Here is a 23585-nt window from a genome sequence, read left to right as displayed (position 1 = left end):
TCGGTACCAGCCAGTGAATGTCGGTTCAGGCGGCTTCGCCCGGATCCGCCTTCGGCTTCATCGCAATTTCGGGCTCAAGCGCTCTCTTGTGCATTACAAGGGCGCCCGTGTCCGCCAACCGTTGCAACTCAGGCTCGCTAACGCCCAGTTCGCGGAACACCTCACGGTTATGCTCGCCCTGGAAGGCTGGCGAACCGATCGGAGTCAGGACCTCCTTGGAAAAATTCCATGGGCGTCCGGGCAATCGATATTCTCCGCCGCTGCGATCCGAAACTAGCTGCACCGCCCCCCAATATTCGCTCCAATCCGACTTCGTCAGTTCCTTGATCGACCTGACTTCTCCCATCGCAATCTTCGCTTCGTCGAGCTGGGCATCGAGCCGCGCCATGTCCGGAAACGTCAAGATCCACGACTGAATGATAGCATGCAGCGCACCGTAATTCAGCCGCCGGGCGGCCGCGCTAGAGAACCTAGGATCATCCGCAAGGTCAACCCGTCGCATTGCGCGCATCCAAGCCGGAAAAGTACGGCTGCCAATAATACTCATCGCCACCGTAAATTGCTCGCCATTCGGACCGACGAAGAACGAACAGTCGGTCGCACCGAGGACAGCAGGTTCGGCACCGATGTCATCATCGGACAAATCGATATGTGCGCGCTCGTTGACCGCTAAGAGGGTCGCAGCCATGGCCACGTCGATGTATTGGCCCTGCCCAGTTTTGTGCCTGCTGTTCACCGCGGCCAGAATGGCGATGACAGCCTGCAAGCCGGCATAAACGTCAGCATGAGAGAGGGCGTCGGTGCGCGGTTCGGTCAGAGCATCACCATAATGACGCACGCTGTTTTCGGTGAATCCGGCTTCAGCCTGGACGGTTGGCGCATAAGCCATACGACTACGCCACGGCCCTCCTTGACCGTAGCCGGTAATAGAAGCGTAAATAAGCCGAGGGTTTCGCTTTGATAAGGTCTCGTAGTCAAGTCCGAAGAAACCGAGCGTGCCCGCGCGGAAGTTCTCTACTACAATATCGGCACTGTCGCACAACTTGAGTGCTAGGTCGTAGGCACCAGGAATATTGAGATTGATACTCACGTTTCGTTTGCCCGCGTTCTGCTGAGCGTAATAGCCAGACATTCCATCGGTCGATGGAAAAGCGAAGCGCGACACATCCGGGCTCGGTGGCTCAATCTTGATGACTTCGGCACCAAGATCTTGAAGCGTGCGGGCACATAGGGGGCCCGCAAGGACACGCGCAAAATCAACGACACGAATTCCGCTGAGAGGTCCGCTCATGATCATCGCCCCGCAAATTTTGCAAGTCCGGGCCCGTTCTTCTGGAACGAGGCCAGACCGGCTTTTAGATCTTCGGAAGCCCAAATCGGCTCCTGCAGCTTGGCCATGGCATCATCGGCGGCCTGGGTGCCGCCGTTGATTGCGACACGCACGATGCTCTTGGTGGAGGCGTACGACACGGTTGGTCCCTGAGCGAACTCTTCCGCGATCGACATTGTTGCCTTTTCTAGCGACTCCTCCGGAACGGTCAGATTTATCAGGCCCCATTTCTCTAAGGTCGGCGCATCATAACGACGCGCCAACATCGACATTTCCTTGGCACGCATTGCACCAATACGCTGCACTTGTCGCTGAATGCCGCCGAGTAGCGGGTTGAGGCCGAGCGTTGCTTCGATCGACCCGATCTTCGTCGAAGACGCCGCGATGATATAGTCGCAGCACAAGGCCAACTCGAGGCCGCCGCCAAGACAGACCCCATGAAGGCTGGCAATCAAGGGAATAGGCAACGTCTCCATGAAGTTAAGGAACTCGACACCAGTAAGTCGTCGACCCTCCTTCTGCTGATCGATGCTACCGTCGGAAACCCGCTTGACGAAAATATCGAGATCGGCGCCGGCGGAAAAATGTCGCAAGCCGCTTCGGATGACGATAGCGCGGCTACATGCTTTTTGCGCCGCCTCGATCTTCTCCACGATGGCGTTGAGCAACGTCGGACCAAGCAGGTTGTAAGGGCGATGCTGCATCGTCAAAATCGAAATACTGCCGCGCTCTTCGCGCGTGACTGGCTCGTCTGACATCATTCTCTCCCGTTGTGCCGCCTTAAGCGGCATATCAAACCTCACCATTGAAGCCGGCTTTGGCGCGCGTCACGCGACCTTCCTTCGATCAGGCCTCACTGGCGCTCTACTCTGTTCTTCAAAATCCCTATTTTCTCGACTTCGAGCTCGATACTGTCACCGTGCTCGAGATACCAACCGAGTTCGAGACCACAGCCGTTGCCGACCGTTCCGGAGCCGATGAACTCTCCCGGCATCAGCGTTTCATCTAATGTAACGTGGGCGATAATCTCTTCGAACGAAAACAACATGCCCTCGGTTGTGCCGGCCGATCGACTTTGGCCGTTGACACGCGCCTCCACCTTCAATTTGTAGGGATCGCCAATTTCGTCAGGTGTTACGATCCACGGACCAAGTACGTTTCCACCGTCGAAGCTTTTTCCCTTGGCCGGACCGAGACGCCCCTCCATCTCGATGCGCTGCGCATCGCGCGCAGAGAAATCGTTGAAAATAGTGAAGCCAAAGATATGATCACGCGCTTTGGCTACCGAGATATTGGCACCCTTCCCCTTGGTGACGATTCCGAACTCAAGCTCGTAGTCCATCACTTTGCTGTAGCGCGGCCAGCGGACAGTCGTGTTTGTGCCCTGCACGCTGAAGCGGTTAGTTATGTAATAGATGGGTTGCTTGCGATATACCCCCGGTAATTCGGGCAGCGGCACGGCCTGTAGTCGCGCTAGCTCGGCCATGTCACCGGCAAGTCGCGCCTTAAGTTTGAATTGCCCGAGTGGGCCCTGCACGATGTGCGCCGGAAACGACATGCCATCGCGCATTTGGCGAGGCTCTGGTAACGGGGCCAGCACTTGCGTTGACGTTACGGGAAGCGAGAGGTCTGGGTCGCCGTGGTACTTTTCCAGCAGCTCCCGGCCTTGATCCAAGGCCGCATCTCCCCCATCGATCAATGATAGCATAGAGCTGAAACAGGAATTTGCGGCACCCGCTCGATGCGCCGCGGCGGCCACGTCAAACAGACGGCTATCGTGACCATGTAATAGACCGACCCGCTCACGGCCGCCGGATCGATAAGTCGCAAGCTTCACGCGACGCCCTCCCCGAAAACTTGTTCTCTTGAGAGGACCATATAGCCATAGCTTGCATTTTGCAAGTCATGAAATATCGCAGGTCGGGGTTACCTGACGCTCGTCGATCCAGCCTTTCCTCGGGTTGTTCAACTTCCACCGACCAAAGACGCTGGCAGGGCGTCATCCCTGTGTGCACGGAATCGAACTTCTACGGATCGCCGACGTTTCAATAATGCCGACAATCGTCTTCGCTAACACGCAAGCTGCCGTACTGATGATAGCCGAAAGGCAGCAGACCTCTTGCTCAAACAGAGAACTTCGATATTGAGTATTTGACTGTCTGATCAAGCGTCCGAACTGCATCATCTGTATCAGTTGGCTCGTGGCGATTGGACGTGTTGCGCATCGACCGCGCTGACGAACATCGCGTGTCCGGCACTGGGCCATTTGGCAGCCCAGGGCTGCCTCAGCGCGAGCTCTACCATGACATTACCGAACTGTGGGCATTGAGAAACTACGACCCGAATTGACTGCAAACCCTCTACAAGCCTCGCGACATGACGGATGAAAGGACAGCAGATGACTGATATTGGCGCAGAACGTACCGCGGAAATTGCGACCCGCGTGGAAGCGTTCGTTCGCGACGTCGTTATCCCTTACGAAGCGGATTCTCGGCGTGACCATCACGGATGCCCAACCGATGAACTCGTTCACGAACTCCGAGATAAGGCGCGGCTGGCGGGCGTCCTGACCCCACATATCCTTGCCAACGGCAATCACCTCTCCCAGCGCGAAACAGCCATCGTCCTGCAAAAATCGGGACTGTCGCCACTCGGGCCGATCGCTGTCAACACGGCAGCGCCAGACGAAGGCAACATGTATCTGCTGGGTAAGGTCGGAAGTCCGGAGTTGAAACAGCGATTTCTGGCTCCCCTAGTGGAAGGTCGTGCACGTTCCGCGTTCTTCATGACCGAACCAGCCACTGACAACGGCGCAGGCTCCGATCCGTCGATGATGCAAACGACCGCGGTCCTCGACGGCAACCACTGGGTCGTCAACGGCCGGAAAGCCTTCATTACTGGCGCGCAGGGGGCAAAGGTAGGGATCGTCATGGCCAAGTCGTCAGATGGGGCCTGTATGTTCCTCGTCGATCTACCTGATCCGGCGATCCGCATCGAGCGGGTACCGAACACTATCGACAACTCCATGCCAGGCGGCCATGCCGTCGTGACTATCAACCAACTCCGCATTCCCGCTGATCAGATGCTTGGAAAAAGCGGAGAAGGCTTCGAGTACGCGCAGATCCGCCTGGCCCCGGCCCGTCTTTCGCATTGTATGCGGTGGTTCGGCGCCTGTGTACGGGCAAATGAAATTGCAAGCGACTACGCTAACCGACGTCAAGCTTTTGGAAAGCCTTTAATTGACCATGAAGGCGTCGGCTTCATGCTGGCCGAGAATATTATCGAACTGAAGCAGTCGGAGCTGATGATCGACTGGTGTGCTTCGGTCCTCGATACAGGCGCAAGAGGCACCGTCGAGAGCTCGATGACCAAGATCTCCGTTTCAGAAGCCCTGATGCGAATCGCGGACCGCTGCGTTCAGATCATGGGTGGCACCGGCGTCACCGATGACACGATTGTTGAACAGGTCTTCCGGGAAGTACGAGCATTTCGTATCTATGATGGCCCGACGGAAGTTCATAAGTGGTCATTGGCTAAGAAAATTAAACGCGATTGGAAGAAGTCCCACGCATGAGCGCCACAGCTGATCTGAATGCCGGTACCACACCAGTACGTGAAACGCATCGTTTCGATGAAGCCGCGCTAGCGCGATGGATGGAAGCGAATGTCCAAGATTACTGTGGCCCGCTGTTCGTCGAACAGTTCAAGGGTGGACAGTCGAACCCGACATACAAGCTGGTCACACCCAAGCGCAACTACGTGATGCGGCGCAAACCACCGGGCCATATCTTGAAAGGCGCCCATGCGGTCGAACGCGAAGCACGTGTGCTTCAGGCGCTGGCGACGACCGGCTACCCTGTCGCCAAAGTATACGCCTTGTGCACGGACGACGGTATTGTCGGCACCTGGTTCTTTATCATGGAGATGGTCGAAGGACGGATCTTCTGGGACGCAACCTTTCCAGACGTGAGCCGACAACACCGTGCTGCCTATTTCGATGCGATGAACGACACCATCGCACGGCTCCATCTCATTTCACCCGAAACAATCGGCCTCAGCGATTACGGAAAGCCCGGCAACTATTTCGCGCGTCAGATCGCGCGCTGGACCAAGCAGTACCAAGATGACAAGGACGCCGGACGTGATTTCGACATGGATCGATTGGTAGAATGGTTGCCGGCCAACATCCCTGACGGTGATGAAAGCAGTATCGTCCATGGTGACTTCCGCTGCGACAACATGATTTTTCATCCAACACAGCCGCGGGTTCTTGCGGTACTCGACTGGGAGCTGTCGACACTCGGACATCCGTTGGCTGACTTCGCCTATCACGCGATGATGTTTCGGATGCCGCCCGACATCGTCGCGGGATTGGCCGCCGCAGACCTGACAGTCCTGGGTATCCCGAGCGAGGCCGACTACGTGGCAGCCTATTGCGGTCGAACAGGACGGACATCTATCCCAGCCTACGACTTCTACATCGCGTTCAATTTCTTCCGCATGGCGGCCATCTTCCACGGGATCAAGGGGCGCGCGATCCGCGGAACGGCCGCTTCCGAGCACGCCAAGGAGCGGGCGAAAAGCTTTCCCGTCCTGGCACGACTCGCTCGGCAGAGCATGGAAGCATGCCTATAGAAGAAATCATTGGCTATTCGGATTTCGGCGTAGAATCGGCCCGCTTCGCTTTGTCTGCAGCTGAAATTGCTCCCGACGGTCCGTTGGCCAATTATTTGAATCCTTGAGTTATCCGGGCCTCGTGACCGGTCTGCGTTGACTCTTTCGGTCCCGCGAGTCGGTCTGGGAGCATGCAGACTGCCTCCCTGCCATACCGGTGCTCCGTCGAGGCCCGCATTCCTGAACGACTGCCGCCGGGTCTATTCGACGACGGTACGGACTGCCTATGCTAGTGCGCACAATGAGGGCGGCGATCCGCTGAAGCAGAAGCCGCTGCGTAGGTCTGTTGAGCAGGCGCGTCGCGGCGGCGCTCTCGATTCCGGGCACTCCACTGCGCAACTCTCGGAGGAATGGATCTACGCAAGCGCGTTAATTGGGGAGATTGCGACGCTGCTCGAGGCGCATTAATCTGGCAGCTTGTGCGCGAATAGCCCGGCTTCGGCGAAATCGCCTGCGCATTGTCGCGAGCGCAGTAGGGCTCACGGCGCCAAGTACGCCAAAAGCCGCGGATCGTTGCGAATATCCTGCGACGGCCCCGACAGGGCGACTCGCCCTCGGTCAAGTACATAAGCCCTGCTCGCGACTCTCAGCGCGAGGTCGAGATGCTGCTCGACAACGAGTACTGCTATCTCCTTCGCCAGGTCGATCAACCTCTCCGTGATCTCTTCAACCACGCCGATCCAGACACCCTCGGTCGGCTCGTCGAGCAACAGTAAACGTGGACCCGGCAAAAGTGCGCGGGCAATGGCCAACATCTTTCGCTCGCCACCGGATAGCGTTCCAGCTACTTGGTCAAGTCGCCGGCCCAGCTTTGGGAAAAGGGCCAATACGCGGTCAAGTGCGTTGCGATCCTGCGCTGCCAGCAGCCCGACAGCCAGGTTGTCGCGCACCGACAAGCGTGCAAATACACCATGTTCTTGGGGTACGTATCCGATCCCACGACGTATGCGTTGCTCGGTCGAAAGACCCGCCGCCGGCCGCTGGTCAAATCCTATGGCGCCACGGTTCACGGGCAGTTCGCCGACAATAGCTTTCAGCAATGTGGTTTTGCCGGCACCATTGCGGCCGAGCACAGCCACTCCACCACGCGATGGAGCATACATACTCACACTGAACAGGACCTGGCTCATACCATACCCCGTCTCGAGATTAGTGATATCGAGAAATTTATTATCAAGCACGGCGCAGATAGACCTCTTGAACCTTAGAATTTGCTTGGACCTCTGGTACGGTTCCGGAGCAGATGACGCTACCTTGATCCAGAACAGTGATTCGATCGCAGATATCTCGGATGAAATCGAGATCGTGCTCGACGATTACTAACGAGCAACGAGTTTTGATTGGTTGCAGCAATTCCCCCGTAACGCGCCGCTCTTCTATGCTCATACCCCCTGTGGGTTCATCGAGAAGCAAAAGCATTGGCTCGGCAGCAAGTGCCATGGCGATCTCCAGCCACTGTTGTTGGCCGTGAGACAGCGTCGATGCGGCGTCGTGCGCTCTGTTAGCCAACCGGAATTGCTCGAGCATCGCAATCACGCGTTCGTGTAATATCTTTCGGCTGCCGGAGAACATAAGACGGGTTAGCGACACCTTCGGCTGTAAGGCGAGCAAAATATTGTCGTAGAGCGTGAGTTCGGTAAGAACGCTCGTCATTTGGAATTTGAGACTCATCCCAGCGCGGGCTCGCGCCGCCGGCGAGGTATTGGTGACGTCGGCTCCGTCGAAGATCACGCGGCCTTTCGTTGCCGCCGTGGCTCCGGCGATGCATTTCAGGAACGTGCTTTTACCCGAACCGTTTGGTCCAATCAGTCCGTGAAACTCATTATTGCCAACCGTAAGAGCGGCCCCCGTCAACGCGGTTAGCCTGCCAAAGCTCTTACCGACCCCTCTGGCCTCAAGTAGAGCCACGCCCATCTCCGCGACCCATATACCCGAAGCTTCCAACGCGTTCATGTCCATCGAGGATGAAACTCACGAGGCCGCCCGGGCGGAACATCACGATTAGCAGCAACATTACTCCCAGGATGATCGGCCAGATCTCCTGGTACGTATTAGACAGCCAAAAATTCAACGCTTCGATCACTACGGTGCCGGCTAAGGCGCCGATCAATGTCCCCGATCCTCCGAGCATTACGTATAGGACGACTTGCGTTGCCATCACGACACCGAGCATGCCGGACCACACAAAGCTTTCATGGAACGCATAGAGGCTTCCGGCTAGACCCGCGATCGCGCCGCCGAGAGTGAAGACAATCAGCTTGATGTGCTCCACGTTGTAGCCGAAGTAGGCAATTCGTTCCTCGTTCTCACGAAGACCCGCAAGCACCAGGCCAAACTGGGAGCGAACCAACCACCGGCAGACGAGGTAAACCGCGACGAGAATGGCCAGCACGAGATAATAAAACGTCGGTCCTTCGACCAATTCATATGGTCCGATTCTCATCGATTGGATCGACGGAATTCCATTCTGACCACCGACGTAATACCACCCTCTCACCAAACGGTCTGCCGCATATGCGCCCGTCATGGTGCCGAGCGATACGAAGATCATGCTAGACGGATGTCTTCCAACGAGCAAAAACCCGCCGATCATCAAAGCGGCTACAAGACCAATCAGTGCACCAACCGGAAGCACCACCAAGATGGAAGCAACATTCCAATCACGTGAAAGGAGTGCAATGCCGTATCCGCCCAGCCCAAAGAACAGAGACTGACCGAGGCTCATAATGCCCGCATACCCCCACACCAGGTCAAACGACAACGCGAAGAGACAGAGAATCAGTACCCGCGTGGCATAGACCGTAATGAAATCCTGCATCACGATTGGCGCGACCACAGCGATTCCGATCATCGCGAACTCGACAATCGGAAGCATTTTTCGATTCAGCGGCACCTCAGTTGCACTGAACGACGCAACTTGTGAAGCTTCAGTCACACGAAAACCTTTCCGGACAACATTTGGCCGATCGTCTAACACTCACGCGGATCGACGAGACCAACGCTACGGTCGAGGATCTCGAATTTTCCACCCTTCGCCACTGCAATGTACATGTTCATTTTGCAGTGTCGCTTACCGGGAACCATTTCGGCAGGCCCGCCAGGCCCTTCCGCAATTTTGGCGTGATCTAGAGCGGCCGCAACAGGATCACGCTCGACCGTCCCGGCCTCCCGAACTGCAGCCTCCCACAACTTCAGACCACGATAAACACCCGTTGCTCCACCACCGGCGGCGAACATTTGCTTGTTGGGAAACTGCTTGTCGTACTCGGTCTGAATCTTTCTGCTGATGGGATCGTCCTGCGCCACAGCCTGGAAATAATCGAGACTGGTCGCGAGACCCTCGATTTCTTCGGGCTGATTGAGAGCGAATTGGAGCTCGTCGGAAAAGACGCAAGCTAGTCGTCCACCGTCCTTGTTAAAGCCCGCCTGGTACAGTTGTTTGAATAGTGGACCGGTCCCAGGCGGAATAACAGTGTTGAAGACGACGTTGACCTTGTTGGAGACCACCCGATTTACTGTCGAGGAAAAGTCAACCTGGTCTAAGGGGAAGTACTCTTCCTGGACGACCTCACCGCCCCATTTCTCGATCAGCTTGCGCACATGAGCATTCAACGTGTGCGGCCAGATATAATTGGCACCCGTCAGCGCAAACCGCTTCCCACCGTTCTTGATCAGCCAGGGGATGAGATTATCCGTTTGTTGAGAGGGCGTCGGACCTGAGCAATACAGGTAAGGCGTGCATTCTTTTCCTTCGTAAAACTCTGGATAAATGTAGATCGTCTTTCCTTTTGAGACGATTACGTCCTTGAGCGCGTTTCGCAACGAACTCGTAATTCCGCCGATCACCATGTCAACTTTGTCGCGCTGAATCAGCTTTCGGACGTTAGCGACGCCAACAGCCTCGTTGGACGCCGTATCCTCGACGTAGAGTTCGACGGGACGCCCTAGAAGGCCGCCACTATCATTTATCTGCTTTACAATCATCCGAGCCACGTTTGCCTGAGCGCCGCCACCGAAGCCTAAAGGCCCGGTGAGGTCGGCCGCGACGCCAATCTTGATGGGTCCTAAGGCAGCGTTGGCCCACTTTGGCCGGAAAACCCAACCCCCAGTACCGACCGCAATAGCGGCCGATGCGAGAGCGAATTGGTTGAAAAAGCCGCGCCGACTTGCCTGCTGGCGATCATTCAACATAACTAAATCCCTCTTCCCCAAATAAGACCCTGCGGCCGGAATTTCATGAAAGTGATGGCGGCTGCGAGCACCAGGACGTCAGCGATGACAGGCGATATCAGCCAAGGCAGCGCAGAGCTAAATGCGCCCATGGCGCCTGCCCCTGCTATCGGGCCCGCAAACGATCCGACACCGCCCACCAGAACCGCAATAAAGCCCTGTATGAGGAACCGTATCCCTAGATCGGCGAACAACGAGAAGAGCGGAACGATCAGCGCACCGGCAAGGCCCGAAAGTGCGGCTCCAAGCGCAAACGTCAGGCTATAGATCTTCGCGGTCGAGATGCCGGACGCTCGAGCCAGCGCAGGATTCTCCAGCGAGGCTCGAACCCGCAACCCGAACGATGTGTGAGCCAGAAGAACGTAACTGCATATCATAACGAGCGCATTGACGATGATCGTCACGCATAGCCAGCTTGAGAAATGCAATTTCCCCACGGTGACGTACCCTGCAATCGGTTCTGGCACTGAAAGATAGAGACCCCCGATAAGGCCGCGAACAATCTCTCGTATGATCACGCCTAGCGCATACGTACCGAGCATGGCGGCGACCGGCGCATTGTAGAAGCGATGCACCACGGTCCGCTCCAATACAAAGCCAAACCCACCGACGACAAACGGAGCGACCAGCATGCCGATGGCAGCGGGGATACCCAGACTGTGGACGAAATACGTGACGTAAGCGCCAAGCAGAACAAACTCGCCTTGAGCAAAGTTGAAAATTCCCATCATGCTGGCAATAACGCCGAGACCGAGAACGACCAACACCATGATCGACCCAAAGCTCAACATTTGAAAGAGTGCGTTTATCAGGCTGTCCATTATCGAGTCATATCTTTTGTTCGCTGTCGCTCCGGCTGCCAAACGAGCTCCCATTTCACAAGAACTTCAGGCGCTTGGCTGCAACGGCTTGAGACGATGCTTATTGCAGCGCCGGATAGTGGCGGCGCTGCGTACACGCCTTAGCTAGGCCCCCCCCCCCTGTACGATGACCGAGTACGCCTAGCCGGTAGGTACAACTCCATTGAAAGGTGCGCTCGAGCTTGATTGAGCGGACTCTTCTCCGGCCTACTTGTGAAACCGTGAAACGACCGGTGCGGCTGGCGCGTCCGGCGCCCATAGCCGATAGTTCAGCTGCGCAAAGATCGAAAACCCCTTTGTCGTAGCGGCACTATCAAATCCGGGAGGAGCCGCAGTACCACCCGATGCGCTTGCCGATAGCTCTTGAGTCGCCCACACGTTGAGGCTCGCGGGGCCGAAGTTATAAGCCGCCATTCCGCCAGCTGCCCACGTGTTGTAGCGATTGACGTTCACCAGCCCTCCGTAGAAGGCGCTGGACCTGTCATCGGTAACTTGTCCGACGTAATAAGCGACCGGACCAAGCGTCCAGTTGCCAAACGTCTTGGTTGCAGTGAATTCGGCGTGCAAGACGTCCCCGCTGCGGTAATCAGTCCGCTCGTTCGCGGTATTGATCTCATCAAAGATATTTGCGGTAAGATTCCATCCATCCTTGAGATAAGATACGACGATGTTTGGCTGAAATGTCCACCACGGTTGACCGATATTCGCCAGGCCGCTTGCTCCCTGGATAGTTCCTGTCGGAGCATATATGCCGAGCCCGGCCTTCACGAAGACGCCGCTGTCGCCAAGCTTCCAACTAAGCTCGTTTGCGATAAATGTGTTGTGCAAACCAGCCGGCGCGACGTTCACTGGATTGCCGACAGTCGCGGATATGAAGGGTTGAACCAGTACCGCATCATAAGATGCACCTAGAAACGTCCAGCCTGGCACCCAAAGGAAACCCTGCGCGGCCATGTCGACCTTAAAACCAGTCGCCGCACCTCCTACCGATGGCGCGCCTGGACCGACAAGCTTTGACTGATATGTAAAGACCTGATCAAAGCCGTAGATCCCCGGCGGCGGCGCGGCGGCGGCGGCGCCCAACACGATTCCCGGCTTCTGCAGATAGCCGGGCGAGCCGAATTCAAAAGCGTTGGCCGCCTGCACGCCAGAAATCGCGAACATGGCTATCGCCACGGCAACCTTATTTGTAACCGAAGCGGTCGCTTCATTTATGGTCGCGAGCCGCGCGGAAGAATGACTTGCTAGATTTGACATGAGAATATTCTTACTCCCCCATTAGTAAGCATGAACGGCACGCTAACGTGAGGTTCGGGGGGGCGCTTGTCCGTGACCGCCAGGCAGCTAGCCTACAACTGCCAACATTTGCGCGCCGGGGATGCCCTAAAGCAGATTGGGCATTGAGAGATCCGTGGCTCGTGCTAACCTTTCCAAAAAATGAGCGGCACATCATTTGCATCGTGACCGACTGCAATTCGGAGGGGACAGTCAGATGCTTGCGTTGCACAACAACGGCGCCACACCGATCGATAGTTTCGAACAATGGCACCAGATTACTTGCCGCGAATATTCGCTTTCGGAGTGCAAATGGAACTTCGACAGTGACTTTCGCGAATGGCTCGTCAGCCGAACATTTGGACCGATCGCGATCAGCGAAGCTTTATCGTTATCGCGCGGCGAGATACGACTCGACCGTGGACCGCCGGAAATTCGCAAAGATCCGCGGGATCATTTTATGTTGCTTTTGGTCTTGCGTGGTGAGGTCGATGTAACGCAGGACGAACGCGAGACTAAAGCCAGATCCGGCGATCTCGTTCTCTATGACCAAACTCGACCATTTTCGCTCAGATTCCGTCCTGCTCGTAACCGCCGAGTTATTCTCGTAGACATCCCACGCGCGCTCCTGGTCTCGCGACTGCCAAAAGCGCGGACATTGACGTCGCAGTGCATTGCGGGAACGACCGAGCTTGGAGGCCTGACGGGGTCGATAATTCAGAAAATCGTTTCGTTTAGCAAAACTGCGGATGACAGCGTGATTAACCGCGTGGCGACCTCTGCGTTGGACGTCATTGCGACGACTATGGAAGCCGAACTTACTGGTTTTTCCGAGATCGAACGCGGCCAAGATCGCCTGCTCCGGCAAATCAAATTATACATGTTGGCCCATCTTCACGAGGCAAAACTCGATGCCGAGAGAATTGCCAGATCCCAGAGCATCTCTGCGCGCACGCTTTGCCGCCTGTTTGCTTCCGAAGGCACGACGCCGATCCGTTGGCTTTGGCAACAACGCCTCAATGCTAGCTATGCGGCGCTTGCTGAGGGACACGTTTGTCAAGTTACCGATGCTGCAATGACATTCGGCTTTTCTGACATGTCACACTTCAGCCGCTCCTTCAAAAAAGCCTTTGGGAAATCTCCCCACGCGATGAGACGCACATAGATCGCCCTTTTGACCGTTTCTTCTCTTTTTACTCGGCCATCGGTAAGCGGTAGGCGATGCCGACTGCGGCCTCGTGCGAACGCGATACTGACCACAACCGCGTGATCTGTGTCCGCACAGGTTCATAGGTCCACCACCGGCGCACCGTCTCTGGCATCCAGCCGACATTTTGCAAAGCGGTTCCAGCCGCGCCCGATTTATGCCGTCCTCTTCTTGAATTATGATCATACTTCTATAGTATGATCGTACTTTAAGATGTTGGCAGGTCACCCCTCCAGGAGAGCAATGTGTCAGAAAACAGAAATTCAACTACGGAAGTGGAATTGACAGAACTGGGCGTCGCTGAGGCCGCGACTGCTATCCGAAATGGCGAGATTACATCCGAGACGTACGCTTCAGCCCTGCTCAAACAGGCGAAGAAACGCGCCGACCTCAAATCCTTCATCACAATCGACGAGGCATCGGTTCTTTCCGCGGCAAGGGAAGCGGATAAGGCGCGCGCCGCAGGATCCGTATCTAAAGCACCCCTCCTCGGCGTCCCGATTGGGGTCAAAGATAGCTATGCGACGAGTGGCCTTCCCACCAGCCTTGGTATACAGCAGCTAGAAGGTCACGTGCCCCAAAAGGACGCGGATACGGTTCGGGCGATTAAAGGCGCTGGTGGCATCGTATTCGGAAAGAACAACCTGGTAGAGATGTCTTGGGGACTGGCGGGGCACAACTTCCACTTTGAGCAGGTAAAGAACCCTTACGCGCCGGATCACGTGTCGGGCGGGTCGTCCAGCGGCTCTGCGGCTTCCGTGGCATCCCGCATCGTGCCGGCTTCACTGGGTGGCGATACTGTTGGGTCGATACGAGTGCCAGCGTCTCTTTGCGGTGTCGTCGGATTCAAGCCAACCACGGGAAGATGGTCCGGCAACGGCGTCGCTCCAATCTCGCACACCCTCGATACCACTGGCGTCCTTGCCCGGAAGGTCGATGATTGCGCGTTGATCGATCAGATCGTCACTAAGTCCTCTTCACTGGGTGTTTCGGAGCGATCAGACCTCAAGGGGGTAAAATTCATCTATGCTCCCAGGCAATACCTCGACTGGGTCGACCCTGAGGCCGATGTCACGTTCAAGGAGACGGTCAGAAACTTGCGGCACGCCGGTGCGGAAGTTGTTGAATTCGACTTCGGCGACGATTTTTCTTCGCTCGCCGGAAATTTGAGGTGGGCCATTTTCTTTCGTGAAACCCGGCAAGCCATTTCCGATTTTCTCGCTGAGCATCAATTGCCCTTATCGTTCGACGACATCTACGAAGGGCTCAAGCCGGAACTTAAAGGTGCGTGGAGTCATCTCGTCCTACCATCGGGTGCAGGCTATCTTTCCGATGAAGACTATAAGAAGGCATTGACGGTCGACCGTCCAGAGTTGCAGCGCCGCTTCGCCGACGCGTTCGCTCAGACAGATGCCGCCGTGCACATCTTCCCGACGACGCCGTGCCCCGCGCCACGGATTGCCGAGCAGAGCAAGTTTACGGTTGCCGGCAAGGAGGCAAGCGATCTGACGCTGTCGAAAAATACTGTTCCGACTAGCGGAGCCGGATTGCCGGGCATCAACATCCCAATCGGCCTTTCAAGCGCAGGGCTGCCGATCGGCTTGGAGATTAACAGCGCATCCAATAACGACAGGACACTTCTCGACGTGGCCCGCCGTGTGCAAGCCATCGCGGGCGTGCTGCCGGCACCGGGATGGTGACTGATGGTTGCTCAGCCTCCCGGCACTCCACGCCTTTGGGAACGTGCATTCTTATTAGAACGCCACAAAACGGCTCAGACCAACGATTAGTCCAACCGAGATAGGCACCGCCCCTAGCGCCACGGTCGCCACCTCCTCATCGTTAGTCCTACGCATGCTGGGACGCGGGCGCGCGTTGACATCACACGCGGAAGAAGGTCGCCTCAAAGGCGGCCTTCTTGTTTTCTGGATGCAGCTATGTCCCCGCGAAGTTAACGAAGTCGTTCACTCCGCCGGTGTTGATGTCCTGGATGACCAAGGAGGGGGAGGGTCGCTACTATTAGCCGCCTCCACACATGCATGTCTGATCTGCCGTGTCGTTGATCTTGAAGGTATCTGCGCCACCGCTACCCCAAGTCAATACACCCGTTCCCGAATTGGGGGACCCTCAGCACCGGCCTCAAAGAACCGGAGTTCGAATGAGACGCGATGGCATCATCCTTCGGGGGCAGTCAAAGTTTCAATCAAGTGCTAGTCACTAGTGAATAACAACAATTGTCTAGTCGGCAAGTATCCTTCCCCCTCGTTTCAACTGATTGCTCGTTAGAGCGATTTTCAAAGGGCGACTCTTGCGCAATGGACATCTTAGTTGGAGGACATCAACGTCGCCCGCACGACCGGCGCTGGGAACGCTCTACGGACGCTCTACGACTGGCGCACCAAGGTCGTCGAAGCCACATTCCTTACGCGCGCTTGTATGACGACGTATCGCCGCACGCTACGAGAAGCTCGCGGCCACCTGCATGGCCGGACTCTACCTCGCCATCGCCAAAGTTCGCTGCGCCTCAGTCCCCGTGTTTAGTGTGCTGAGAGAACCTTATGCACCGAATCTTTCAAAATTTCATTGATCTACTTTCGACGGCTCAGGACTCCGCAGACCTTCGCGAGGCAATCACCGCCGCCGCTGCGGCGTTGGACCTCTCTAGTTTTGCATATCTTGCTCTTCCGCGGAACGGAGCCAGCAAGCCTACTTTGATTTCTACATATCCCCTAGAGTGGACTTCTCATTATCTTCAGAACCGCTATCAACGGATCGATCCGGTAATCGTAGAAGCGCTCCAAAGTCCTGAGCCATTTAGGTGGGGGGCTGACTTAGATGTGCGACCCCGCTCATCGGCGCAACACCAACTGCTCGATGAAGCTTCGCGATTCGGCATCCGATTCGGTTTTACCGTTCCTATTCATGATGGCCACGGTCCGCTCGCGGCCCTAACCTTCGCGTCCGACCATCGAAGTCCTCCGTTCGAGAGCTATGTTACGTCCAATGCACGCGTGCTCCAACTATTGGCGCTGTACTTTCATGCTCATGCCCGTCGCAAGCTGACGAGGGAACCAGGCGGCGGCAAATTGCCTCTATCAGCCCGTGAAGTCGAATGCCTGGAATGGGCTTCGCTAGGGAAGAGCAGCTGGGAGATCGGACGAATTCTCGGTATATCGCGCTATACGGCCGCCTCCTACTTGGATAGCGCGAAGAGAAAGCTGGGTGTTCGAACGGTTGTGCAAGCGGCGATCCTCTTGGCGACTGCAAAGAAAGAGCAGCAGAATTAGGACAAGCTACCCCCATAACTACAGGTGATGCAGTCCTCGCCACTTCCCTCCATTTGGTTCTCACCACAACCATCGAGGGACTTCATGATTCAGCTTATCACGCAGCCTTGTTACGGCGACTTTACAAACTTGCTGATTGAGATGCATCAGCTACGCTTTCGTGTGTTTAAGACACGGATGGAATGGGACGTTCACATCAGTGGCGAATTGGAAATCGACGAGTTCGATTCACTACATCCGGCTTATCTGACGCAGATCTCTGAAGAGGGCGGCGTACAGGGTACTGTGCGCCTACTTCCAACCCTTGGTCCGACGATGTTGCGAGAGGTCTTTCCGGTGCTTCTTGCAAACCAGCCGGCACCGTCAAGTCCGCATATTTGGGAGAGCAGTCGATTCGCCACCGATGTGCCACCTGACGCCCCAAAGGGACAGCATGGAATTGCTCGCGCTACATACGAACTATTTGCCGGAATGGTGGAGTTTGGACTCTCTCGGCGGCTTACGGACATAGTCACGGTGACTGACGTTCGTATGGAAAGGATTCTCAGGCGCGCGGGCTGGCCTTTGCGCCGCATTGGAAATGTCCACGATATTGGAAAAACTTCGGCTGTTTGCGGCTACCTCGAGACTTCGATTGAAGTCCTTATCAGACTGCGAACTGCAGGCGGGCTGAACGGACCGGTTCTGTGGGCGCCGGTGATGTCTACAGCCGCCTAAGACGTCCCAACATTATCCGGAAGCGTGGAAGCTGGGCTCGGCCGAGGCAGAGCCCACGCATTCTGTATGCCGCTGACGAGCTATAGAGATGAGTGAACCTGATAATATGCCTAGCCAACGTCGAACATTCGCGATTGATCTACAGCATCTTCGATTTGCAGTCGTTGCTTCCGATTGCGGAAGCCTCCGCCGAGCAGCGGAATTGCTTTCGGTTGGGCATTCCTCGCTTAGTCGCTCGATCGGCCAGCTTGAACATCTCGTTGGAACCACCTTATTCGAACGCTCAAGCGGGGGAGTAAAGCCCACGCTAGCGGGGCGAGGAGTTCTTAGGATTGCACGACTGATCTTGGAGCAGCTTGATTCGCTTGTCGAGACTGGACGGTCAATTGGTGGCGGCGAGGCCGGTCGTCTTTCGATAGGTTTTTGTACGTCAATCTCCGCGGGGAACCTGCGCGCCACTCTCGCGGATTTCAAGGAACGCTTTCCACTCCTCGACTTGGGAATCGTGGAGCGCTCGCGCATCCATCTAGCGAACGCAGTTCGAAACGGAACAATTGACGTCGCCATCAGCCCTGGGCGACTTCAGCTTGCGGATTGCAATAACCTCACGCTGTGGAATGAACGCATTCTAATCTCGTTTCCTGAGCATCACGCATTCTCCGCGCAGGAGGTGGTGTATTGGACGGATCTGCGCAAGGAGACAATTCTATTAACCAAGCATGATCCCGGACCTGAGGTGGAAAATCTGCTCGTGTCCAAGCTACTTCGTCCTGAAGACCGCCCGACGATTCAAAAGCATGATGTCAGTGGAGGAATCTTGAAAGCTCTTACGAGCATGGGCTTCGGCATGTCGCTGACACTTGAATCTGACATCGGAGCAAACATTGCTGGCTTGGTCGATCGCCAATTGCAGGACGAAGTTGGACCCAGTCGCATCAGCTTTCTTGCACAGTGGCGCCGAGACAACGTAAATCCGGCACTGGGGAGCTTTCTCAAGGTCTTGGGTGAGCGCTATCCATCGGCTTCATTGACTTTCGGCAAATGACTGCGTCGGAATTTTGTGAATCCTCTATCGGTAGCCATGAATCGCGCGAGCATAGGCGCGATCAGCTTTCCAGGATCTACGGTTTGACCTGTCTGTTGTGCCAACGCCTCAGCGTAAGCGACGAGATCTCTATGAACCGCCGCGGGCAGCTCGGTGTTCACCTTTACGGGTTTGTCGTCCTGAAGCGCTGCGATTTTCAGCTTTGCCATCTGGCAGTCATCCTCTGTACGGCTCAAGAACGAGATCACGATTGACGATGACGCGAACGGGGAACCCCGGGCGGATTGTCAGCGTCGGCTGGATGTTGAGACTGCGACGAACTACCTGTTGTCCGGTCTGGTTTAGTGAGTCCGAGGCGCCATGACGCAATGCCTGGATAATTGCGCTGTCGTTGCTGCTAGTGTCCGAGCCAGCACCCAGCTCTGTCCCGATAGCTAGAAACGTCGACAGCACAGCGGCCTTGAATAACTCACCCCAGTGATTGTCGACCTGATCTTCGAGGCCCGCATACCCGGCAGTGTCAGCGCCAGGCTGCCGCTCGAGAACGATAGAACGTCCGTTCGGCATGATCAGCCGGGTCCAGACGAGCAGGACGCGGGACTGGCCGAAAGTGACCTGGCTATCGTAGATACCGATCAGACGCGCCCCCTGGGGCACAAGCAGAAACCGGCCAGTCGGCGTGTCAAAAATGTTCTCGGTCACCTGCGCCGTAATTTGGCCTGGCAGGTCCGATCTGATTCCGGTGATCAGGGCTCCCGGAATAACCGTCCCAGCCTGCACGACATATGGTGAAGCAGGCCTAGTGACGCGATCAGGGCTGACCGTGCGACGGTCCACAGAGGCATTCACGAAGGCAAGCTTGCGGTCCTGACCGTTCTGTGCAAATCCGTCGTCATTGGTACCGGTCGGGCTTTGTTGTGCGATGCGATCGCCCCCAGCAGCCGTGGGCTCACGCGCTTCTCTCCCAGTGGTCGAAGCAAACAGATGGCTGATGCGGGCTGCTTCGGTCTCTTGATCCCGGCGTTGCTGTTCCGGATCAGCGCCGATCGTCGGCGACTGGCCTTGGGCTGCAAGGATCGGCCGGCCGAGGTCCCCAGGAAGCGGCGGACCCAGTTGGGGGATTGGCTGGCGTGGAACGCCAGCATAGTCCTTCGGCAGCGCCGTAATACCGTCGGCGACATTGTGATGGTCGGTACTGTAAAGCTCATCGGCCGCCTGGTCTCGAGGGCGAGTCTTCTGCAGCGACCACAACACGGCTCCGCTGATGACAAGCAGAGCGACCGCGCTCCCTCCTGCCAGTACTTTCCGTGACAAGCGTGTCACGCGCGGGTGCTCCGCTCTCAAGCGGAAGCTCCCGGACTGATCCTCTTGTGTCTCAGGCGAAGCCGCCTGTTCCTGATCGTTTCCATTCCGGGTGTTCATGTCGACGGCCTCCCGTCGGTCCTGACAATACGGACCTTCTGCTGGTGCTCGCCGCCAAGCCGCAGTTCGGCGGCAGCAAACAGCCGATCGACGATCAATACGTTGCCGTAAGTGCGATAGTTGACGAGTTCAGTCTTGCCGTCCGGACCGATGACGAAGAGCGGAGGCATCTCGCCCTGCACGATGCCTTGCGGGAATTCGACATAGACCTTGCGGCCATCGTCATATGCGGCGAGCGGCCGCCAGGGAGGACTGTCTCCTTCGATGGCGTACCGGGAGATACGCTGAGCCGGATCCGGAAGAACGGGTTTCAGAGCAGCTGAACGTGACCGTTCGCGTACCGCTTCAGGATAGTACCAAGCAACGGATGGCATGTATGGCCGTTCGCGGGAGCGGAGCTCAATCAGGTACGTGCGCCGGTCAGTATTGACGACAAGATTGGTCTCGATCGAAGCGCGGGTCGGCTTGACCAGGATATGGACGCGCCGGGTGTCCCCGCTCCCGCTCTCGGTATCGCCCACGACCCATCGTACGGTATCTCCGGCCGCGATCGGCCCCGATCCCGTCAACTGCTCTCCTTCCTCGAGTGCGATATCCGTGATCTGCCCAGGTGCGGCATAAATCTGATAGAGGGCACCCGGGCTGTAGGCGTAGATCTGAGATGCGTTGAAATACCCCCGCTTGCGCGGTTCAACCCGGGCTGCGCTGTTTGCCGTCTCGATCCGGCTCACGGGTTCAGGCTCTTCCTTTCCTCCCGACTTGCCGCCGAGAGCTGGCTTCCAGGGCGGCGGAACGTGAAGCGGCCGCGACCTGTCGTCCAGAGCCGTCGGAACCGCCGGCAGCGGAGGGACTCGAGCGTCATAGCTGATCTCCGGCGGAATGTAGGTCGCACATCCGCCGAGCGTGGACGAAAGCAGAAGCGCTGACAGAAATGCCAGCTTCGCGGCCACGGGCCCGGACCATGCCAAATTGGACCCGCTTTGCTGGAGGGAGCGTTTCGAATGAACGTCAGACATCGTCTTGGTCACTGACTCAACTCCTTTGACCAGTTGATGGCGCGGACGTAGACGCCAAGGGGATTCTTGCGCAGGCGTTCGGCATCGCGGGGTGTCTCGATCACGATCGAGAGAATTGCAGTCCAGCGCTCAGTCGAGCTCAGCGAGCCATTGTCGTAGACGCGCTGGGTCCAAGCGACGCGAAAGCTTTCCGACGACGCGCGAATGACGCTTGAGACGTCGACGGAGATTTGCGCCTTACCAAGTTTGGCAAAGGGATCATTGTTGCGCGCGTAGTCGTTGAGCGCAGCGGCGCCGCGATCGGTTGTAAAATCATAGGCGCGGAGCCAGTTTTGGCGCAGAACGATGCCGTCGGCCGGCAGACCTCTGACATCCTCGATAAAGCGCGCCAGATGGTAGGCGATCTGCGCATCAGTGGGTTGATAGTCGATGTTGGCCGGCGCAACCCTTTGGGCCTGGCCGAGATGATCGACTTCGACCACCCAGGGCGTGATCGAGCCCTGGCTCGATTGCCAAACAAGGCTACCTGCGAGACCAACTGATAACATCAAGCAGCCGAACGCCATCAAGCGCCAGTTCCTGGCCTGCACGCGGGCAGATCCAATGCGTTCGTCCCAAACCTGCGCTGCCTTTTGGTAAGGCGTGATGGGCTCGGGCATGCGCCCGTAGTGAACGGAAGGTCGTTTGAACATCTATGATTGCCCCTGAGATCAAGTGATCGGTGTAAAGTCGGGCGGCGTCTGAATTTGAGGCGCCGCCCACGGCGAGCGACGAACGCGCATTGGCGGCGTATCAGCGCTCTCCTTCGGACAAATCGACGGACGAGCCGCTGCCGCCGTGATCGCCTGCGCGCACCGCCTGTCCGGCTGCCGACGCACCGTGCCGAATGGTCTCGGCACGTTTCATGCGCCGCGCCCAATCGGGCTGCCCTTCGGTCGAAGTGCTCGCGGCCTGCTCGGCCCCTTGCCCACCACCGCTGAGGACGGCCGCAGCGCGGCGCAACGGGCTCATGGCAGCCGAGCTGCCGGCCTCTGCCACACCGGCCAGGCCGCCGCTTCGATAGGCGGCGGATGCGCCGCTCAAGACGGCGCCGCCCCCACGCGCGGCGCCCGCCAACGCTCCGCCAGCGAGTCCAGCACCACCCGCGGCAATACCTGCGCCGGCAGCAACAACCCCGCCAGCGGCAAGGCCTGTGCCAATCGCGGCGCCAGCGCCGAGCTGCGGCCCGCCGGACACCAGGCCATTTGCGATTCCGGGACCAAAGATGCCGAGGCCCAGCAAGGAGAGCGCCGCGAGTACCAGCGTCATCGCGTCTTCAATTGTCGGCTGGCCGCCGGCAAGGTCAGAGGTAAACTGCGAGAACAGGGTCGAGCCGATGCCGACAATGACGGCCAGGACCAGGACTTTGATGCCGGAGGATATGACGTTGCCCAGGACGCGCTCTGCCGCGAAGGCCGTCTTGCCAAACAAGCCAAAGGGAATGAGCACGAAGCCGGCCAATGTCGTGAGCTTGAACTCGATCAGGGTGACAAAGAGCTGGATCGCCAGAATGAAAAAGGCGAGCAACACCACGACCCAGGCGAATAGGAGAATGACGATCTGGACGAAATTCTCGAAGAAACTGATGTAGCCCATCAGGTTGGAGATCGAATCGAGCAGCGGTCGGCCGGCGTCCAGCCCTACTTGTGCGATCTTTCCCGGTCGCAGGAAATCTGCCGCGGAGAGGCTTGCGCCTGATGCTTTCAGTCCCAAGCCGGCAAAGCTCTCGAAGACGATGCGTGCCAGACTGTTCCAATTACCGATGAGATAGGCAAAAACGCCTACAAAGAGCGTCTTCTTGACGAGGCGCGCGATGATGTCTTCGTCCGGCCCCCAACTCCAAAACAACGCAGCAAGGGTGATGTCGATCGCGGCAAGGGTCGCAGCGAGATACCCGACGTCGCTACCGAGCAGCCCGAATCCGGTGTCGATATAACGCGTGAACGTTTCCAGGAATTGGTCGATGATCCCTGTACCAGTCATGGCTTGCTCGCATTAGGTATCGCCGGTCGCGGATATCCTTGCGGGATCCGGCTTTGATCCTTTGGGACAGGTATCGACCTGGCTGAGTCATCATGACCGGAAGAGGCGGCGCCCTCCTTCCTGCCGAAGAAGCGACGCCGGCTTTCGGCCCAAACTTGCTGGCAATGGCGGTAACCCGCTGTTTCTTCGGGAGTGACATCACGACACTGTGCGAGGTCGGAGTTGGTTGCATCGGGCGTCTGCTCGGCCTTCGGTGCCGGCGGAGAATCGTCTCCGCCACGCAGCTGAATCGTACAGGCGGCGACGGCCACTAGGCCGATTGTCGTAAGCAGCGACAGCGCCTTGAATCTCTTTACGTCGGTCATCAGTGGAACATCTGCACATTGGAGGATTGATAGCCCTGTCCTGGCGTCAGGAAGCGCCTGAGCTGCTCTCGCCCCTGATCCTGAGCCGAGGCGCGCTGAGCCGCTTCGAGGCTCTGCGCCCTGCCCTGCGCCGCC

Annotated in this window: 23 protein-coding genes and 1 pseudogene; 8 read left to right on the top strand and 16 right to left on the bottom strand. The window is 57.2% G+C overall.

Annotation, left to right across the window (positions count from 1 at the left end; all coding sequences use genetic code 11):
* Positions 1–25: 25 nt before the first annotated feature.
* From AKL29_RS29060 to AKL29_RS29050, 3 genes are all read right to left on the bottom strand, one after another.
* Complete coding sequence (locus AKL29_RS29060) at positions 26–1291, bottom strand: CaiB/BaiF CoA transferase family protein (protein WP_050386536.1); 1266 nt, start codon at positions 1289–1291, stop codon at positions 26–28.
* Between the two features lie 2 nt (positions 1292–1293).
* Positions 1294–2088 carry an enoyl-CoA hydratase/isomerase family protein gene (locus AKL29_RS29055; protein ID WP_050386535.1) on the bottom strand — a complete coding sequence of 265 codons (795 nt, stop codon included), beginning with the start codon at positions 2086–2088 and terminating at the stop codon, positions 1294–1296.
* Between the two features lie 95 nt (positions 2089–2183).
* Positions 2184–3167 (bottom strand): fumarylacetoacetate hydrolase family protein, encoded by a 984-nt coding sequence (locus AKL29_RS29050; protein ID WP_050386523.1) that lies wholly within the window; start codon positions 3165–3167, stop codon positions 2184–2186.
* A 172-nt stretch (positions 3168–3339) separates the two neighbouring features.
* On the opposite strand from AKL29_RS29050, the gene AKL29_RS42340 reads away from it, so the two are divergent.
* The 3 genes from AKL29_RS42340 (at position 3340) to AKL29_RS29040 (ending at position 5965) form a co-directional block, all read left to right on the top strand.
* On the top strand, positions 3340–3477 hold the full coding sequence (locus AKL29_RS42340; protein ID WP_430648898.1) for a GMC oxidoreductase: 138 nt from the start codon (positions 3340–3342) through the stop codon (positions 3475–3477).
* 251 nt (positions 3478–3728) lie between these two features.
* Entirely contained in the window at positions 3729–4904 is a 1176-nt protein-coding gene (locus AKL29_RS29045) for an acyl-CoA dehydrogenase family protein (protein ID WP_050386534.1), read from the top strand.
* Complete coding sequence (locus AKL29_RS29040) at positions 4901–5965, top strand: phosphotransferase (RefSeq protein WP_050386522.1); 1065 nt, start codon at positions 4901–4903, stop codon at positions 5963–5965. Before AKL29_RS29045 ends, AKL29_RS29040 begins: the two co-directional genes overlap by 4 nt.
* 518 nt (positions 5966–6483) lie before the next feature.
* Here the strand turns inward: AKL29_RS29040 and AKL29_RS29035 are convergent.
* The 6 genes from AKL29_RS29035 to AKL29_RS29010 form a co-directional block, all read right to left on the bottom strand.
* Positions 6484–7134, bottom strand: coding sequence for an ABC transporter ATP-binding protein (locus tag AKL29_RS29035; protein ID WP_152977815.1), 651 nt, complete (start codon positions 7132–7134; stop codon positions 6484–6486).
* 43 nt (positions 7135–7177) lie between these two features.
* Positions 7178–7912: an ABC transporter ATP-binding protein gene (locus AKL29_RS29030; protein ID WP_050386533.1), complete on the bottom strand. Its 735-nt coding sequence runs from the start codon at positions 7910–7912 to the stop codon at positions 7178–7180.
* Positions 7899–8879 (bottom strand): branched-chain amino acid ABC transporter permease, encoded by a 981-nt coding sequence (locus tag AKL29_RS29025; protein ID WP_082190748.1) that lies wholly within the window; start codon positions 8877–8879, stop codon positions 7899–7901. Before AKL29_RS29025 ends, AKL29_RS29030 begins: the two co-directional genes overlap by 14 nt.
* A gap of 95 nt (positions 8880–8974) precedes the next feature.
* Positions 8975–10192, bottom strand: coding sequence for a substrate-binding protein (locus tag AKL29_RS29020; RefSeq protein ID WP_430648899.1), 1218 nt, complete (start codon positions 10190–10192; stop codon positions 8975–8977).
* A 5-nt stretch (positions 10193–10197) separates the two neighbouring features.
* Positions 10198–11055: a branched-chain amino acid ABC transporter permease gene (locus AKL29_RS29015; RefSeq protein WP_050386518.1), complete on the bottom strand. Its 858-nt coding sequence runs from the start codon at positions 11053–11055 to the stop codon at positions 10198–10200.
* Between the two features lie 246 nt (positions 11056–11301).
* Positions 11302–12351 carry a SphA family protein gene (locus AKL29_RS29010; protein WP_082190747.1) on the bottom strand — a complete coding sequence of 350 codons (1050 nt, stop codon included), beginning with the start codon at positions 12349–12351 and terminating at the stop codon, positions 11302–11304.
* A 235-nt stretch (positions 12352–12586) separates the two neighbouring features.
* On the opposite strand from AKL29_RS29010, the gene AKL29_RS39920 reads away from it, so the two are divergent.
* The 5 genes from AKL29_RS39920 to AKL29_RS28990 all read left to right on the top strand — a co-directional run bounded on the left by AKL29_RS39920 (position 12587) and on the right by AKL29_RS28990 (position 18625).
* The gene (locus AKL29_RS39920; protein ID WP_063779965.1) at positions 12587–13534 is read left to right on the top strand and encodes a helix-turn-helix domain-containing protein; all 948 of its coding nucleotides are present in this window, start codon (positions 12587–12589) and stop codon (positions 13532–13534) included.
* Positions 13535–13821: 287 nt separating this feature from the next.
* The gene (locus AKL29_RS29000) at positions 13822–15276 is read left to right on the top strand and encodes an amidase family protein (protein ID WP_244482483.1); all 1455 of its coding nucleotides are present in this window, start codon (positions 13822–13824) and stop codon (positions 15274–15276) included.
* 858 nt (positions 15277–16134) lie between these two features.
* A complete protein-coding gene (locus AKL29_RS41260) occupies positions 16135–16863 on the top strand; it encodes a LuxR family transcriptional regulator (RefSeq protein ID WP_082190746.1) in 729 nt (242 codons plus the stop codon).
* 84 nt (positions 16864–16947) lie between these two features.
* Positions 16948–17580 carry an acyl-homoserine-lactone synthase gene (locus AKL29_RS28995; protein ID WP_050386514.1) on the top strand — a complete coding sequence of 211 codons (633 nt, stop codon included), beginning with the start codon at positions 16948–16950 and terminating at the stop codon, positions 17578–17580.
* Between the two features lie 88 nt (positions 17581–17668).
* On the top strand, positions 17669–18625 hold the full coding sequence (locus tag AKL29_RS28990) for a LysR family transcriptional regulator (RefSeq protein WP_050386513.1): 957 nt from the start codon (positions 17669–17671) through the stop codon (positions 18623–18625).
* Here AKL29_RS28990 and AKL29_RS41255 read toward each other — a convergent pair.
* From AKL29_RS41255 to AKL29_RS45720, 7 genes and pseudogenes are all read right to left on the bottom strand, one after another.
* Positions 18592–18834 carry a DUF2274 domain-containing protein gene (locus AKL29_RS41255; protein ID WP_082190745.1) on the bottom strand — a complete coding sequence of 81 codons (243 nt, stop codon included), beginning with the start codon at positions 18832–18834 and terminating at the stop codon, positions 18592–18594. The two genes, AKL29_RS28990 and AKL29_RS41255, sit on opposite strands and share 34 nt — an antisense overlap.
* 7 nt (positions 18835–18841) lie before the next feature.
* Positions 18842–20047 (bottom strand): TraB/TrbI/VirB10 family type IV secretion system protein, encoded by a 1206-nt coding sequence (locus AKL29_RS28985; protein WP_050386512.1) that lies wholly within the window; start codon positions 20045–20047, stop codon positions 18842–18844.
* The gene (trbG, locus tag AKL29_RS28980) at positions 20044–21075 is read right to left on the bottom strand and encodes a P-type conjugative transfer protein TrbG (protein ID WP_050386511.1); all 1032 of its coding nucleotides are present in this window, start codon (positions 21073–21075) and stop codon (positions 20044–20046) included. Before trbG ends, AKL29_RS28985 begins: the two co-directional genes overlap by 4 nt.
* Positions 21072–21755 (bottom strand): conjugal transfer protein TrbF, encoded by a 684-nt coding sequence (gene trbF / locus AKL29_RS28975; protein ID WP_050386510.1) that lies wholly within the window; start codon positions 21753–21755, stop codon positions 21072–21074. Before trbF ends, trbG begins: the two co-directional genes overlap by 4 nt.
* A 100-nt stretch (positions 21756–21855) precedes the next feature.
* Positions 21856–23085: a P-type conjugative transfer protein TrbL gene (trbL, locus tag AKL29_RS28970; protein ID WP_050386509.1), complete on the bottom strand. Its 1230-nt coding sequence runs from the start codon at positions 23083–23085 to the stop codon at positions 21856–21858.
* Entirely contained in the window at positions 23082–23450 is a 369-nt protein-coding gene (trbK-alt, locus tag AKL29_RS41250) for a putative entry exclusion protein TrbK-alt (protein ID WP_082190744.1), read from the bottom strand. The genes trbL and trbK-alt overlap by 4 nt, the downstream gene beginning before the upstream one ends.
* A pseudogene (locus tag AKL29_RS45720) lies at positions 23450–23585 on the bottom strand (P-type conjugative transfer protein TrbJ); the annotation flags it as partial. The gene trbK-alt and the pseudogene AKL29_RS45720, both read right to left, overlap by 1 nt.

The sequence above is a fragment of the Bradyrhizobium pachyrhizi genome (assembly GCF_001189245.1).
Classification (GTDB): Bacteria; Pseudomonadota; Alphaproteobacteria; order Rhizobiales; family Xanthobacteraceae; genus Bradyrhizobium; species Bradyrhizobium pachyrhizi.
The sequence above is the reverse complement of the archived record's forward strand: the minus strand, read 5'-3'. Positions and strand labels throughout refer to the sequence as shown.

What these genes read in the sequence shown, in the direction of transcription:
- AKL29_RS29055 (WP_050386535.1), bottom strand. Translation starts at nt 2,088, where the DNA reads ATGTCAGACGAGCCAGTCACGCGCGAAGAGCGCGGCAGTATTTCGATT.
- trbL (WP_050386509.1), bottom strand. Translation starts at nt 23,085, where the DNA reads ATGACTGGTACAGGGATCATCGACCAATTCCTGGAAACGTTCACGCGT.
- AKL29_RS29025 (WP_082190748.1), bottom strand. Translation starts at nt 8,879, where the DNA reads ATGCTTCCGATTGTCGAGTTCGCGATGATCGGAATCGCTGTGGTCGCG.
- AKL29_RS41255 (WP_082190745.1), bottom strand. Translation starts at nt 18,834, where the DNA reads ATGGCAAAGCTGAAAATCGCAGCGCTTCAGGACGACAAACCCGTAAAG.
- AKL29_RS29040 (WP_050386522.1), top strand. Translation starts at nt 4,901, where the DNA reads ATGAGCGCCACAGCTGATCTGAATGCCGGTACCACACCAGTACGTGAA.
- AKL29_RS29015 (WP_050386518.1), bottom strand. Translation starts at nt 11,055, where the DNA reads ATGGACAGCCTGATAAACGCACTCTTTCAAATGTTGAGCTTTGGGTCG.
- AKL29_RS28995 (WP_050386514.1), top strand. Translation starts at nt 16,948, where the DNA reads ATGATTCAGCTTATCACGCAGCCTTGTTACGGCGACTTTACAAACTTG.
- AKL29_RS29010 (WP_082190747.1), bottom strand. Translation starts at nt 12,351, where the DNA reads ATGTCAAATCTAGCAAGTCATTCTTCCGCGCGGCTCGCGACCATAAAT.
- AKL29_RS41260 (WP_082190746.1), top strand. Translation starts at nt 16,135, where the DNA reads ATGCACCGAATCTTTCAAAATTTCATTGATCTACTTTCGACGGCTCAG.
- AKL29_RS29045 (WP_050386534.1), top strand. Translation starts at nt 3,729, where the DNA reads ATGACTGATATTGGCGCAGAACGTACCGCGGAAATTGCGACCCGCGTG.
- AKL29_RS28990 (WP_050386513.1), top strand. Translation starts at nt 17,669, where the DNA reads ATGAGTGAACCTGATAATATGCCTAGCCAACGTCGAACATTCGCGATT.
- AKL29_RS29060 (WP_050386536.1), bottom strand. Translation starts at nt 1,291, where the DNA reads ATGAGCGGACCTCTCAGCGGAATTCGTGTCGTTGATTTTGCGCGTGTC.
- trbF (WP_050386510.1), bottom strand. Translation starts at nt 21,755, where the DNA reads ATGTTCAAACGACCTTCCGTTCACTACGGGCGCATGCCCGAGCCCATC.
- AKL29_RS29035 (WP_152977815.1), bottom strand. Translation starts at nt 7,134, where the DNA reads ATGAGCCAGGTCCTGTTCAGTGTGAGTATGTATGCTCCATCGCGTGGT.
- AKL29_RS28985 (WP_050386512.1), bottom strand. Translation starts at nt 20,047, where the DNA reads ATGAACACCCGGAATGGAAACGATCAGGAACAGGCGGCTTCGCCTGAG.
- AKL29_RS39920 (WP_063779965.1), top strand. Translation starts at nt 12,587, where the DNA reads ATGCTTGCGTTGCACAACAACGGCGCCACACCGATCGATAGTTTCGAA.
- trbK-alt (WP_082190744.1), bottom strand. Translation starts at nt 23,450, where the DNA reads ATGACCGACGTAAAGAGATTCAAGGCGCTGTCGCTGCTTACGACAATC.